General features: G+C 37.8%; 8 protein-coding genes. 4 read left to right on the top strand and 4 right to left on the bottom strand.

Annotated features, from left to right (window positions below; translation table 11 throughout):
* Positions 1-360: 360 nt before the first annotated feature.
* Positions 361-1,323 (bottom strand): hypothetical protein, encoded by a 963-nt coding sequence (locus VOI46_RS18915; RefSeq protein WP_004586300.1) that lies wholly within the window; start codon positions 1,321-1,323, stop codon positions 361-363.
* Positions 1,324-1,338: 15 nt separating this feature from the next.
* Positions 1,339-2,577 (bottom strand): AAA family ATPase, encoded by a 1,239-nt coding sequence (locus VOI46_RS18910; protein ID WP_004586301.1) that lies wholly within the window; start codon positions 2,575-2,577, stop codon positions 1,339-1,341.
* Positions 2,578-3,351: 774 nt separating this feature from the next.
* On the opposite strand from VOI46_RS18910, the gene VOI46_RS18905 reads away from it, so the two are divergent.
* The gene (locus VOI46_RS18905; RefSeq protein WP_004586302.1) at positions 3,352-4,566 is read left to right on the top strand and encodes a hypothetical protein; all 1,215 of its coding nucleotides are present in this window, start codon (positions 3,352-3,354) and stop codon (positions 4,564-4,566) included.
* A 62-nt stretch (positions 4,567-4,628) separates the two neighbouring features.
* Here the strand turns inward: VOI46_RS18905 and VOI46_RS18900 are convergent, their stop codons facing one another.
* Positions 4,629-5,504, bottom strand: a complete 876-nt coding sequence (locus VOI46_RS18900; RefSeq protein WP_004586303.1) for a DNA replication terminus site-binding protein — start codon at positions 5,502-5,504, stop codon at positions 4,629-4,631.
* A 986-nt stretch (positions 5,505-6,490) separates the two neighbouring features.
* Between VOI46_RS18900 and VOI46_RS18895 the strand changes: the two genes are divergently transcribed.
* Positions 6,491-7,840 carry a 3-deoxy-7-phosphoheptulonate synthase class II gene (locus VOI46_RS18895; protein ID WP_004586304.1) on the top strand — a complete coding sequence of 450 codons (1,350 nt, stop codon included), beginning with the start codon at positions 6,491-6,493 and terminating at the stop codon, positions 7,838-7,840.
* 60 nt (positions 7,841-7,900) lie between these two features.
* Here VOI46_RS18895 and VOI46_RS18890 read toward each other — a convergent pair whose 3' ends face one another.
* Positions 7,901-8,710 (bottom strand): pyruvate, water dikinase regulatory protein, encoded by an 810-nt coding sequence (locus tag VOI46_RS18890; protein ID WP_004586305.1) that lies wholly within the window; start codon positions 8,708-8,710, stop codon positions 7,901-7,903.
* Between the two features lie 154 nt (positions 8,711-8,864).
* On the opposite strand from VOI46_RS18890, the gene ppsA reads away from it, so the two are divergent.
* Both ppsA and VOI46_RS18880 read left to right on the top strand, forming a co-directional pair.
* The gene (gene ppsA / locus VOI46_RS18885; protein ID WP_004586306.1) at positions 8,865-11,240 is read left to right on the top strand and encodes a phosphoenolpyruvate synthase; all 2,376 of its coding nucleotides are present in this window, start codon (positions 8,865-8,867) and stop codon (positions 11,238-11,240) included.
* Positions 11,241-11,924: 684 nt separating this feature from the next.
* The gene (locus VOI46_RS18880) at positions 11,925-14,972 is read left to right on the top strand and encodes an FAD-binding and (Fe-S)-binding domain-containing protein (protein WP_004586307.1); all 3,048 of its coding nucleotides are present in this window, start codon (positions 11,925-11,927) and stop codon (positions 14,970-14,972) included.
* Positions 14,973-15,067: the final 95 nt, after the last annotated feature.

The following is a 15,067-nucleotide window of genomic DNA, read 5'->3' as shown; positions in this document are numbered from 1 at the left end:
CGTTATATAAACTGGTTGGAGCTGCTAGGTTAGTAAAAAATCGGTTTATACGTACTTTATGACACTTTATCTGCCAATATGAGAATAAGTAAACAGCAAACACACATGTTACAAACAATTTATTAACAATGCAGGGGCTTTACAGATCAGTTTTTTACTAACAAATTAAGATCCAGCATCAAATAGTCGTAAAAACTAAATTCAGTTGGTAAAAATGTGATCTTTAGAGCAAAAATGAGGGATTTATAGGTTATAAATAGCAAAAAAGATCAGGATTTTACTAAGTAAAAAGCCCATCAGATCAGAATTTAACTAACCTAACAGGCTTTTAAGATCACTATTTTACTAAGTAATAAGGGGCTAATTAAACGCGCTTAACAGCTTAGTAAGTTGTTCTAAGCGTTTGTCAGTCAATACTTTATTATCTATTTTAATAGATACGTCACCACTTTTTAAATTACGTTGTACGTTTATAAAGTTGTTTTCAAATACAGCTTCACGTTTAGCAACCACGCTAGGCTCGGTAGTTAAACGTTTAGTAATTGCCATAGCGCGTTTGTCGTCGCTTGTAATGGCGTTAATCTCATCGTCTGTATGTAATTCGCTAACTAGGGCGTTAAACGCCTGCTCGTCGCGCTCCTTTGCACTAACAAGCTTTTTAGCGACTTCTCTGCCTACGTGATTAGCCGTTGGGTAAAGTGAAATTACATCAGCGGGGATTTGCTCGTACGCTTTAATGGCATCTGCAATTGCGGTGTGCGATACACCTTCAATAGCGGCAATTTCGCGATAAGAGCCTTTTTTACCTTGCTCAATAAGATCGTTTTTAGTTTGTTGATAAGCTTGTCCTAGCTCCCAAAGGCTTGGAGCTATGTACTGATCTGAAGATACAGCTAAAATTTTAGCATCTTGATCGGTAAAATCAGGAGAGCTTAAAACTAAATAATCGGCATTACCTAAAATACATGCCTTTCGACGACGTGAACCGGCAAGTACTAAGTTAGTATTTCCCTGATCCCAAAGTAAAGCAGGGTGTTGATTACGTCCATCTTCACTAATTGCAGGTAAAATATCAGAAACCGACTTTTCGTTTAATAGCGCTTGTACACGGCGGTTTTTACCGTAAACCGTGGTGCTAGATTCAATATCTGCATGAGCAATAACTTTACACACTAAGGTTATTTCGCGTGTAGGGTCGCTTGGCGCAGGCATTCTTATTACATCACCAGCGCTTGCTTGCTCAAGTAATGCATCAAGGCTGCTATTGCCTACGGCAGTTGCAAATGGATCTAAGCGGGTGTCGTTTTTACGTTTTGTAGCCATTTTTATGTAACATCCTTACTTAGTGTTGTTAAGTGATGATTGGGTTGACTCCCAATTAGAACGAATAAGCATTTCTAATTCGTCCACAACATCTTTAATATTTTCTTGCGCGCGTAATAAAGACTCGCGACTTGCTAAACTATCCGATGCTTTTTGATCAAATATGGTATTAAAAGACGATGAACTAGCCGTAATTGCCGAGCTGTGATTAATTGGGTAGCTCATTACTTGGCGGCCAAACGCACTACGTACATCTTTAACAATATCGCGCTGTGAATGATTACCCTTAACGTAATTGGTCACTAAAAACTGCATAAAGTCCCAACCTTCATGACCAAGTGCCGCTACTGTGTGGTAAATCTCACCTAAACGCTTTAAATATTTATTGTTAGCATCAAAATCTACAGCTTCTGGATGAACTGGAATAAGCATCGCCGTAGAGGCCATTAAAGCATTATAAAACATAAAGTTAAGTGTAGGAGCGGTATCGATTAAAATAATATCGAATTCGTCTTTAACCGGCTCAATAACCTTTTCTAAAAGCTTATGATAATGACGTGTTTGTTCGTAATTAGAGGTGTCTTTTAAAAGTGTTGCTGTCTCGTGTTCAAAGTAAAAGTCATCCATACCTGAGGGTAAAACACGAATATTTGGAATATGCGTAGTAACAAAAGCACTAGAAACAAACTCTGGCCAGGTTTCGCCTTCGTCTAAATCAATACAATCACGCATTAAGTCGCCTACCGTAACAGGGTCGTGATCGTTAGAAGGGAAAAAGCTAGAAGACGAACCTTGAGGATCTAAATCAATAATACCAATACGATAACGTTTGATATTAGTCGTCGCCAATGCAGCAGCAATATTAACCATACTGGTTGTTTTACCACAGCCACCTTTAAGTGAATTAATAACAATAACTTGGAGTTTATCGTTAGCAGTGCGGTGATCTGGCTGAATATCCATGATATCGGCCATCGCAAAAATATTAACTAACGTGTACGCATAGTGCCCATTTGCACCACGCTTAATATTTAAATCATCAAAGTCACCATTGTCATGACGACGTTTTAAGGTACGATTATTACACCCTAATAAATCTGCTGCCGCTTTTTGGGTGTAAGTTCTTAATTCTTTTTCTTCTGATTTAAGATGAGCGCGATAATGTTGTATGCGTCCTTTTAAAGATTTTTCAGCAACTTCGGCTGTTGCTTTTAAAAGCCGGTAAGTACTTAGCGCGTTATTATTGATAGACATACTTTCTTCCTCAAAGTTAGGCAGTTAGTATAATGTCCATTCAAATAGCTGTAAACAACTATTTAAGGCGACATGCATTTTAATAACAAGACATTTAAAAATATTTTTACACCTTTAAGATTGCTTAGTATAAATAAAGAAGTTTAAAGGTGGTTAAATATATAAGGTAATAAAGGTTAAGGGTGTATAATAGCTATGTAACTATATGATATTTATAAATAATGTTAAAAAAAGCAGATCACCTTTATACTTGGTTAAGATCAGATCTTTATCTACATGCAGATCAGCTTTTTACTAAGCCTTATTTAATTATTAGAGTTATGCACAACTTACTCAATAAGTTATGTACAAAATGACTGTGTGAGATCAGTTTTTTACCAAGTAAATTAGAAAGTTATACACTTAAGCTTACGAAGAGCAGGGCGTTTAATTGGTATAGATCTGATCTGTAGTAAGTACAGATCAGATCTATGCTAACTCGAAGTACTGTTATCCACAGCAGGTATTTATTTTACTAACGTTTGTCGTGTAAAAAGTTTAAAAATAGCGCTTTTAATGGACAAAAAATAAATTGAGTTAGTAAAAATTTAGCTTGAGAAGCTTATCTTAGTAAAATAGTGATCTGAAATTAAGCTTATCACTCTCTACTTAGTATAATAATGATCCATTACGTTTATTTATACTCGGATCAGTTTTATACTAACTTAAACATTTAACTTTTGTTGCTTAATGTGTTGTTATTAGCTGTCGCAATAAAAAATGGAAATCAGAACAATGAGCCGAAAGGTCAACATCTCGGTAGATAACTTGCCCGATACACTTAGGGGCCAAATACACGGGGTGGAAAGTGCAATTGATAACGAAAGTTTAGCACTATTTACAGATAACAAAGATGTGCGAATTTCTATCGAAAATGCCGCTCATGGGTTACGTGCTTATTCAAACACGTTTAACCACTATGATTTATGGGGCCGTTTTGTACGTTCTGGGCATAAAAAATTGCCATTGGAAGAAGCACCTAAAAAAACAATTATTACGCGTAAAATATCCGAAAAAGTAGATGGTATTTTATATGACGGCGAAATAAAAATTACACCGGCTGTTGTAAGCACGCGTAAAGATGGCGAAGACGTAGAATATTTAGTGTGGCCATCGGATAGAGAAGAAAAAGTTGAGCGCGCGTTAATTCGCCTTGCATCGAAAGGTAAAATCGTAAAAATCAATTTTAAGTCCGGTATTCAATATGCCGTGGTTTTTTCGATGAACGAATTAGCCCAAGAACTTAAAGCGGTTGGCCAATCAATGCCATACCCACAAATTAAAGAATCATTGGAAGCACTTCAAGGTTCTAAACTTTCATTTAAATACTCGGCTACTGATACTAAAAATACAGATATTGATGACTCTTTTTATGAGTCAAACATGAACTTTTTATCATCTCTTCATTTTAGTGGTAAAAAAGGTCAAGGCGGCAACGTTAAATGTGTTGCATGTTTAAATGCATTTGTTCATAACATGATTGATAACCTTGAATACAAAGGGTATTACTTTAACAGTGCGCAAGAGCTAAAACGTGGTTTATCGCGTTGGATGATGCTGCGTTTATATCACCTTTGGCGTTATGCCGCGCCTGGTAAAACGTATCATTTTAGATTGCTATCTATTATGGAAAAATACGGGTCTATATATTCAACCGACGATATCACAGAAAACAAATTAAAAGCATTACGCCGTGATATGACCACAACAATGAAAGACTTGATTGAAAAAGGGGCTATTTCAGAATACAGCATTACTAATGTAAAAGATGATAAAACCGGTAATATTATTGATTACACCTATGAAATGCATCCTTCTGATCAGTTTTGTGATGAGATACTCACGCTCAATAAGCACAATAAGCGTATTGAGATTCAAGGTGGTAAACGAATTGTCGAAAACGCAGTTTTAATTGATGAAGATAAAATAGAAGAAATAGTTGAAAAATAACAACGGTTAAAATACTAGACTACTTACCAAAAAGGCCACACAGTGTGGCCTTTTTAACATAATTATTTATCTACTTGTTCTAAGTAAAGCCTATCCACTAAAAAGTCATACTCTTTTTTTCTCGGGTGAGACTCTGGTTTTTGATAATCTGGCAAAGTACCTAACTTAACATCGGGCTGTGGGTTAATTAAAATAAACGGCAATGCAGCACTTACGTGATACCTATTTTCTGCGGTGTACCTAACATTAACTTGGGGACTTACTCGGGTAGGGCGGCGAATTCTTAACTTTTCTTTTTCACCTAAACTAGCTACTCGCATTTGCTCTTGTGCAACAAGGGACTGCCATTTTTGTTGGTCGATCATTCTTGGATTTCTATAACCAGCAGATTTATCGAGCATTTCAAGTGCCATTTTTTTAGTTAGAGTTTTAGTTGCATGCTTATGCATCCAAGTAAATCTCACTGAAAAAGGGGACTCACTTTGAAAATGAATTTTTCGATAGGCTGCAAGAGTGATTAAATTTGGAACCGCGTTATGAACAGCTTCAAATCGAGCATCGTTATTATCGATAGCCAAAACACACTCCTTAAAAGCAGCCTTAGCTTTATTAACTTGTTGTATTCGGCTAGTTAATGCTGCGACATCTGCATTTTTTAAAACCAAAAGCCCAGGATGACGCTTTAGTACTCTACTACTTAAACTTTCTTTTTTATAAATATCAGTAAATGAGTTTAAAATTGCCCTATGAGCAATTTCACCGGTTGATTTTTGTACAGGGATTGACTCGGGAATAATATTTTCATCAACACTATTTATATCTGGTAGCTGATAATACTCAGCCTTTGAATATTCAAAGACACGTAATTCATCAATCAATAACGATGTTAATTCATTCATTAAATCAAACTGACTTCTTATTTGTACTTTAGAAACCATAACCACCTTAAGAACACATCTTACTTATATAATTATTAAGTTTAACCTTTTGCTTTGGTTTTTTAAAGTTAATTCATCTTACTAAAGCTAAGATTACGTTTAAATAGAGCTAAGTATGATGTGTTCTTTAGTGTCATTTGTTTATCCTAGTGAGATTCGGTGCTTAAGAGTTTGCATATAACATAAAGAATTAGTTAAACCAGGCGTGATAAATACACTTATGTGTATAAGCTATATGGGGAAATTTGTTGTAACGCAGGTAATTGTCAGGGCGGTTTATACTTTTATATATTATCGCTCTGTGTAAAATAGTTATTGAGCCTTTAGTTTAAGGCCAGCAATCAATTTTTTGGTTCGCCACTTTAGATAGTGTTGGGCACTCATTATATAATTCTTAAAAGTGATACTTGTAATACAGCGCTAGGCACCTGTGATGGGGAAGGCTGCTCTGTAAAAATGAACTCTACTACAACTTAATATTTAAAGTAGTGGTTCATACAGACTGTTTTTAGTAGCTCTAATTAGAGTACTGACATCGTGCAACAACCTGATCACAGCTGTACATAATAAAGTGGACTTATTGCTATAGCCTTGCACAACCCCGAGCCATATATCATATACTCGAGCCAATTACTAGCCACCTAGATAATCTAATTAAATTATCACTGTAAAGCTAAGATTACATTTAACCCACTTATAGTATGATGTGTTCCCAATAAAACTGTTAACTTTAAGGCTTTGAATTCAATTTGGTTTGGGATGGTTAAAAAAGCGCCTTCATAAGTTTAACTTATTGTATTTGAATAAAAATAATAAAATTAAACAACGCTTAAAACTAAGCCTGAGCAGCCTTAAAATCACAAATAACCTTATATATATTTAACTCATAACAAATTAGTTGGTAAATAGTGAATATAGTCCTTGAACTTAGGGCCATGCATACGTTAATTTCTTTATATCAGGTAAAGTAGGAATGAGGAAAGAACATGCAATCGTGGAACCCAAATAGCTGGAGAGAACTGCCAATACTACAGCAGCCACAGTACCCAGATCAAGAAGAACTGAAAACAGTAGAGAGCCAGTTAAAGAGTGCTCCGCCACTTGTTTTTGCAGAAGAAACAAGAAGCCTCTTTAAACAATTAGAAGATGTATGTGAAGGTCGTGCATTTTTACTTCAAGGTGGCGACTGTGCCGAATCATTTAGCGACTTTAATGCCGCTAATATTCGCGATACATTTAAAACCATTTTACAAATGGCTGTTGTTTTAACGTACGGCGGTAAATGCCCAGTTGTTAAAATTGCACGTATGGCAGGTCAATACGCTAAACCACGCTCTGCAGATTTAGAAACTATTGACGGTGTATCTTTACCATCTTACCGTGGTGATATTGTAAATAGCTTTGAGTTTACAGAAGAAGCACGTATTCCCGATCCACAACGTTTAATGAAGGCATACCACAACAGTGCTGCTACATTAAACTTACTTCGTGCATTTGCACAAGGTGGCTTAGCAGATTTACACCAAGTGAATCGCTGGAACATGGGCTTTGTAGCCGCTAATCCGCAAAAAGAGCGATTCCAACAGCTTGCTGACAAAATTCAAGACGCACTTGAATTTATGGAAGTATGTGGCATTAATTCTACTATTGCGCCAAGCCTTAAAGAAACCGACTTATACACGTCTCACGAAGCGTTATTGCTAGGCTATGAAGAAGCACTAACTCGTCGCGATCACCTATCTGGTGACTGGTACGACTGTTCTGCGCACTTTGTGTGGATTGGTGAGCGTACTCGTCAATTAGACCATGCACATATTGAGTTTTTCAAAGGTATTAAAAACCCTATTGGTGTTAAAGTTGGCCCAGAAATGGACCCAGATGACCTAATTCGTTTAATTGATGCAGTAAACCCAGATAACATTCCGGGTCGTTTAACGCTAATTACACGTATGGGTGCCGACGTACTGCCGGAAAAACTTCCAGCACTTGTAAGACGCGTTCAGCAAGAAGGCCGTAAAGTTATTTGGAGCTCTGATCCAATGCACGGTAATACTGAAAAAGCGACATCAGGCTATAAAACGCGTAGCTTCGATAATATCATGCGCGAAATTAGCCAGTTTTTTGCTGTACATAAAGCTGAAGGTTCATACGCAGGTGGTATCCACTTAGAAATGACTGGCCAGCACGTTACAGAGTGTACCGGTGGTGCATACGGTTTATCTGATGATGACCTAGCGCAACGTTACAAAACACAATGTGACCCGCGTCTAAATGCAGACCAAGTATTAGAAGTAGGCTTTTTAGTAGCTGACTTATTAAAAGACGCTCGTAAATAATAAATAAAAAATTAAAGCCGCATATAGCGGCTTTTTTTAGCAAAACAGTAAATTAGTTGGTTAGTACTTACGTCGCTCAAGGTTACTGTCTATTAAGATTTTTGCAGATATTTCCTCTACAGAATGATGGGTAGAATTAAAGTATGCAATTTTATGTCGCTTATAAAGCATTTCAACTTCACGCACTTCAATTCGGCATTGTCTTATTGATGCGTATTTAGAATTTGCCATACGACGATGCCTAATTGCAGCCAAACGCTCAGGGTCAATAGTTAACCCAAATAACTTATGTTTGTAAGGGAGTAAACATTTAGGTAGTCCCTCACTCTCTAAGTCGTCTTCAGTTATTGGGTAATTTGCAGCCTTAATGCCGTACTGTAGGGCTAAGTACAAGCTTGTTGGTGTTTTACCGCTTCTGCTAACACCTACTAAAATAATATCGGCTTCAGAAAAGTTTTTAATATTTCCGCCATCATCATTCATAAGGGCATAGTTAACCGCATCTATTCTAAAGTCATAACTTTTTTCATGAATAGAGTGGGTACGATGCATTTTTGGCACTGGCGCAACATTAAGCTCTTTTTCTATTTTTTCACTGTAAGTAGACAAAAAATCATACGCGATTGCATCGGCCGATTTAATAATTTCACTTAAGTTGTGATTTACGAAGGTAAAGAATACAAATGGCTTCTCACCTTCTTTTGCAGCAGTTGCGTTTATTAACGCTTTAATTTCATTTGCTTTTTCTTCTGTTTCTACAAAAGGAATAGTTTTATGATTAAATTCAACCGGAAATAACGACAAAGTCGCGTGACCAAACACTTCGGAGGTAATAGCAGTGCCGTCTGATATATAAAAAGCAGTTCTCATAGTTAACCTTTTTATTACGTTTAATCCCTAAAATGACTTACTCACGGTTTACGTGAGGTCTAATGCCAGTGTAGAATGAAGGTGACCTTTATAAAAGGTTTTCTTTCTTAACTCTCACAGTTACAACTACAATTTGTTTTTTGGAGAAAGACCCGTGCAAGAATACGTTCTCTGGTATCAAGAGCTTGGTATGCAAGATGTTCCTCGTGTTGGCGGCAAAAATGCCTCACTGGGTGAAATGATTTCAAACCTCGCTAACGCAGGTGTACAGGTTCCGGGTGGTTTTGCCACTACAGCCGACGCTTTCAATGAGTTTTTAGAGCAATCTGGACTCAATGCAAAAATTCACGACATTTTAGATACGCTTGATGTTGATGATGTAAATACACTCGCTAAAGTCGGTGCCGATATCCGCCAATGGATTATCGATACCCCATTCCAACCTAACCTAGACCAAGCCATTCGCGACGCATACAGCCAACTTCATGGCGATACATCAGCTGATGTATCATTTGCAGTACGCTCATCAGCCACCGCTGAAGATATGCCAGATGCATCATTCGCAGGCCAACAAGAAACCTTCCTTAACGTACGTGGTATCGACTCAGTAATGGTCGCTATTAAACACGTATTTGCTTCTTTATTTAACGACCGCGCCATATCGTACCGTGTTCACCAAGGTTACGATCATCGTGGTGTTGCATTATCTGCTGGTATTCAGCGTATGGTACGTTCAGATAAATCAGCATCAGGCGTTATGTTTAGTATTGATACAGAGTCTGGTTTTGAAGACGTTGTATTTGTTACTTCAAGCTACGGTTTAGGTGAAATGGTTGTACAGGGCGCAGTAAACCCTGATGAATTTTATGTTCATAAACCAACATTACAAAAAGGGTTGCCATCAGTAGTGCGTCGTAATATTGGCTCAAAAGCCATTCAAATGATTTACTCAACAGATGAGGCACACGGCAAACAAGTAGAAATTGTTGACGTAGAGCCAAACCTTTCAAACAAATTTTCAATTACAGATGAAGAAGTGCAAGAACTTGCAAAACAAGCTGTAATAATCGAAAAGCACTACGGTCGTCCTATGGACATCGAATGGGCAAAAGACGGAAACGATGGCAAATTGTACATAGTACAAGCGCGCCCAGAAACCGTTCGCTCAAACGAAGATGCCAATATTATGGAGCGTTTTCAATTAAATGGCACAAGCAATGTAATTGCTGAAGGCCGCGCAATTGGTCATAAAATTGGTAGTGGTGTTGTTCGTGTACTTGATTCAATTAAAGAAATGGACCAAGTACAAGAAGGCGACATTTTAGTTACCGACATGACTGACCCAGATTGGGAACCTATCATGAAGCGCGCCGCGGCTATTGTTACAAACCGTGGTGGGCGTACGTGTCACGCAGCAATTATTGCCCGCGAACTTGGTATTCCTGCGGTAGTTGGCTGTGGTAACGCAACCGATTTAATTCAAGCAGGCCAAGAAGTAACGGTATCATGTGCTGAAGGCGATACAGGTTACATCTACGAAGGTATTTTAGATTTTGAAATACTAACGTCGCGCGTTGATAAAATGCCAGAACTGCCAATGAAAGTGATGATGAACGTAGGTAATCCAGACCGCGCGTTTGACTTTGCACGTTTACCACATGCAGGTGTTGGTCTTGCCCGTGTTGAATTTGTAATTAACCGCATGATTGGTGTTCACCCTAAAGCGCTATTAAATTTTGATGCCCAATCACCTGCGTTACAAGCAGAAATTACCGACATTATTGCCGGATACGAATCACCGGTAGAGTTTTATATCTCTAAATTAGTAGAAGGTATTTCAACGCTAGGCTGTGCCTTTGCACCAGAGCGTGTAATTGTGCGTATGTCTGATTTTAAATCAAACGAATATGCAAACTTAGTAGGTGGTGAGCAGTACGAACCTGAAGAAGAAAACCCAATGATTGGTTTTCGTGGTGCTGCACGTTATATCTCTGAAGACTTCCGTGATTGTTTTGCCCTTGAGTGTGAAGCAATTAAACGCGTAAGAAACACCATGGGTATGACCAACATTGAAATCATGATCCCATTCGTACGTACCCTTGAAGAAGGTAAACGTGTTATCGAATTACTAGAAGAGCATGGCCTTAAACGTGGTGAAAATGGTCTAAAAGTAATCATGATGTGTGAGCTTCCTTCAAATGCATTACTTGCCGATGAATTTTTAGAGATGTTCGATGGTTTTTCTATCGGCTCTAACGATTTAACTCAGCTAACACTTGGTCTTGACCGTGACTCAGGCCTAATCGCACATTTATTTGATGAGCGTAATCCTGCGATTAAAAAGCTACTTTCTATGGCAATTAAAACAGCTAAAGAAAAGGGCAAATATGTAGGTATTTGTGGTCAAGGTCCTTCAGATCATGAAGATTTTGCAGCATGGTTAGTAGAGCAGGGCATTGATTCTGTTTCACTAAATCCAGATACAGTACTAGAAACATGGTTATACCTAGCAGACAAACTTGCTAAATAAACATCAGTACCCGTAAAAAATAAAAATGCCAGCAATTATGCTGGCATTTTTGTATGTGGGCTAAATTACCGTGCTAATTTTTTATCTAAATAATTACACGATTTAGTTAAGGCTTTTTGGCAAAGCTTTAAATAATGCCTCGCTTTTGGGTAGTAAAAAGAAAAGCACAGTAACCCCGCCATAAAAAATATCAAGGAGGGGCTAAGGGCGTGTTTATCTTTGTGGATTGAAATTTGTTCAATCTAGGGGCGATTAAATCGCGGCGCGAGGTTTGTAACCTAGTGGGCTAAGTAAAAATCGAGTAACAAAGAGTTAATCGTCCCTAGAAAGAACCCATAGGGCAGCGCATGTTTGGTATTTATGCTGCGTTATCGCCTATTTATGGGGAGTAACACTACATAGGCTCTGCCTTGCCTAAAAACCAAACATACTGCTGCAAATTCAACAACCAAAGGTCAACACGCCCTAGCTACTACAGCAAAAAATAGCCCCAGCAAAATAAAGAACACACCTATGATCTGTAATAGTAATTTTTTCATATAAAACTCTGCACATTGGTTTAACTTGATTATAAATACAGAACCTCAAAATACGATAAAAAGAGTGTTACAAACTGTAAAATCTTCAATTTCTATTAGCCATCACCATGATATAATTACACAAATGCCTTAAATTATCGCCGTCATGATAGCAACAATTACACAGCAAGATGCAGCGACAGAGCTTGTCGCAAACTACTTAAGTACACTTAAAAATCAGGGATTTAGTGGAGACACCGATGCAAGCTATGCAACGCGTTTAACCGCCTCTACTGATAACAGTATTTATCAGCAAATCCCACAAGGTGTTATTTTTCCTAAAACCGAAAAAGACATTCAACTGGCATTGCAAACAGCATCTCGCGACCCATTTTTGTCGCTTACTTTTGGCCCACGTGGTGGTGGTACAGGTACTAATGGGCAATCACTCACACCAGGAATAGTGGTTGATTTGTCTCGCTACATGCGGGAAATACTCGAAATTAACGTTGAAGAAGGTTGGGTTAGAGTACAAACAGGTGTAATTAAAGATCAATTAAACGACTTTTTAAAACCGTACGGCTTTTTCTTCTCACCCGACTTATCAACCAGTAACCGAGCAACTATTGGCGGAATGATCAGTACTGATGCATCAGGTCAAGGTTCATTAGTGTACGGTAAAACTAGCGACCATGTTTTAGGACTTACTACCTATTTAGTCGATGGCAGCCCAATGGTGACATCACCAATAGACATAGAAAAAGCTAAAGTAATAGCCGAGCAAGAATCATTAATCGGTAGCCTTTACAAAACAGTATTGGAAATTTCTTTAAATGAGCGCCAAGCTATTTTAGAAAAATTTCCACGCTTAAATCGCTTTTTAACAGGCTACGACCTAGAACATGTGCTAAGTGATGACTTACAAACTTTTGATATGAGTAGGCTAATTACCGGTTCAGAAGGCTCGCTTGGTATAGTTACTGAAGCTAAATTAAACCTAACTCCCATAGCCGAATTTAAAACACTGATAAATATTAAATACGACAGTTTTGATTCGGCACTTCGCCACTCTCCCTTTTTAGTGGATGCGCGTGCAACATCAGTAGAAACAGTCGATAGCAAAGTATTAAACCTGGCTCGCGAAGATATTATTTGGCATTCAGTATCGGACTTAATAACCGATGTACCAAATAAAGATATGCAAGGACTCAACATGGTTGAGTTTAATGCAGTATCACCTGAAGATATAAAAGACAAAGTAAACACACTTTGCACATTATTAGATGAATGCGTAGCAAATCAAACCAATGGTGTTATTGGCTATCAATTAACCAGCAGTAAAAGTGACATTTTAAAAATTTATGCAATGCGTAAAAAATCTGTCGGATTACTCGGTAATGTCAAAGGCAGCCAAAAGCCATTGGCCTTTGCTGAAGATACCGCCGTACCGCCAGAAAACTTAGCCGACTACATTGTAGAATTTAGAGCATTACTCGATAGCCATAATTTACAATACGGTATGTTCGGCCATGTTGATGCGGGTGTTTTACATGTACGCCCGGCGCTAGATATGTGCGACCCTGAACAAGAAAAACTGCTTCGTAAAATTTCAGACGAAGTTGTAAAACTCACCGCTAAATACGGCGGCTTAATGTGGGGCGAACATGGTAAAGGTTACCGAAGTGAATACGGCCCTGAGTTTTTTGGCGAGCATTTATTTAAACAACTACGTAAAATAAAAACAGCGTTCGACCCTAATAATAGAATAAACCCTGGTAAAATATGTACTCCCATAGAAAGTGAGGACCCACTAGTTAGTGTAGATGGGCAAAAACGTTCGTACTTCGATAAGCAAATTTCTATCGATGTAAAAACAAGTTTTAACAATGCAATGACCTGTAATGGTAACGGCATTTGTTTTAACTACGACGAAAATTCTCCCATGTGTCCTTCATATAAAGTAACCGGCGATCGCAGGCATTCGCCAAAAGGCCGCGCAACATTAATGCGAGAATGGTTACGACTTCAAGAGTCTAAAAATGTAGATTTGCTCGAAGTAGAAAAAGAGCTTAACAAAGGCGAAGTTATTACCTGGTGGGAGCGTTTTGTTCATAGCCGTGAAAAAAACAAAGGTGTTTACGATTTTTCTCACGAAGTAAAAGAGTCAATGGATGAATGTTTAGCGTGTAAAGCGTGTACAACATCTTGCCCAATTAAAGTGGATGTACCTACTTTTAGAGCACGCTTTTTAAATTATTATCACAGTTATTACGCGCGCCCACTTAAAGATTATTTAGTCGCTAACATTGAAAGTTCGGCGCCTGTAATGTCTAAATTTGCACGTGTGATCAACCCAATTGTTAAAACAAACTTAGTAAGTAGTTTAATTAAAAAAACAGTAGGGTATGTAGATACACCCCAATTAAGTGTGCCTTCACTCGAAAAACGCGTAGCAAAAGCACATAAATTTGATTTTGAATTATTAAATTCACTTTCAAGCGATGAACAAAATGACTATGTGCTAATAGTGCAAGACCCGTTTACCAGCTTTTACGAAGCCGAGTTAGTGCAAAGTTTTATAACACTTATCACCACGCTGGGTAAAAAGCCGATGCTATTACCGTTTAAACCTAATGGTAAAGCCCAACACGTAAAAGGGTTTTTGCATGAGTTTAAAGTAACCGCAAAAAATGGCGCAGAATTTTTAAATAAACTCGCAGATATTAATTCGCCTTTGGTTGGTTTAGATGCATCGTTAGTTATGTGTTATCGCGATGAATACAAAACCATTTTAGAAAATAATCGCGGCGAGTTTCATGTACAACTTGCCCATGAATGGTTACAAACTCAATCGTTTAAATCATTATCGGCTAAACAAAAAACCGATACTGAATTTACATTACTAAGCCACTGTACAGAAACAACCGCTTTACCAAAAGCGGCAAGCGTATGGAAAACAATTTTTACTGATATTGGTTTAACCCTAAATACAACCAATACTGGGTGTTGTGGCATGGCCGGTACTTATGGCCATGAAGCACAAAACCAAGAAAATTCCCGTGCACTGTACGAAATGAGTTGGAAACCAATAGTAGATAAAAATAAACCAGAGCAACTTTTATCTACCGGTTTTTCGTGTCGCAGCCAAGTAAAACGTTTTGAGCAATTTAAACCAAAGCACCCAATAGAGTTGCTCGCTCAGGTACTTAGCTAGTAAAAGTTAAAAATAAAAAAGGCGTAACTTAAAAATAAGTTACGCCTTTTTTATTAATACCAATTCGCTTAGTTAAGTGATTTATTTTAAAGCTA

Source organism: Pseudoalteromonas sp. CuT4-3, assembly GCF_035666335.1.
Lineage (GTDB): Bacteria > Pseudomonadota > Gammaproteobacteria > Enterobacterales > Alteromonadaceae > Pseudoalteromonas > Pseudoalteromonas atlantica.
Note: the sequence above shows the minus strand (reverse complement) of the source record. Positions and strands in the feature narration are given on the sequence as shown.

Coding starts and splice junctions, on each gene's coding strand:
- VOI46_RS18910 (WP_004586301.1), bottom strand. CDS start 2,577: ATGTCTATCAATAATAACGCGCTAAGTACTTACCGGCTTTTAAAAGCA.
- VOI46_RS18915 (WP_004586300.1), bottom strand. CDS start 1,323: ATGGCTACAAAACGTAAAAACGACACCCGCTTAGATCCATTTGCAACT.
- VOI46_RS18890 (WP_004586305.1), bottom strand. CDS start 8,710: ATGAGAACTGCTTTTTATATATCAGACGGCACTGCTATTACCTCCGAA.
- VOI46_RS18880 (WP_004586307.1), top strand. CDS start 11,925: ATGATAGCAACAATTACACAGCAAGATGCAGCGACAGAGCTTGTCGCA.
- VOI46_RS18895 (WP_004586304.1), top strand. CDS start 6,491: ATGCAATCGTGGAACCCAAATAGCTGGAGAGAACTGCCAATACTACAG.
- VOI46_RS18905 (WP_004586302.1), top strand. CDS start 3,352: ATGAGCCGAAAGGTCAACATCTCGGTAGATAACTTGCCCGATACACTT.
- VOI46_RS18900 (WP_004586303.1), bottom strand. CDS start 5,504: ATGGTTTCTAAAGTACAAATAAGAAGTCAGTTTGATTTAATGAATGAA.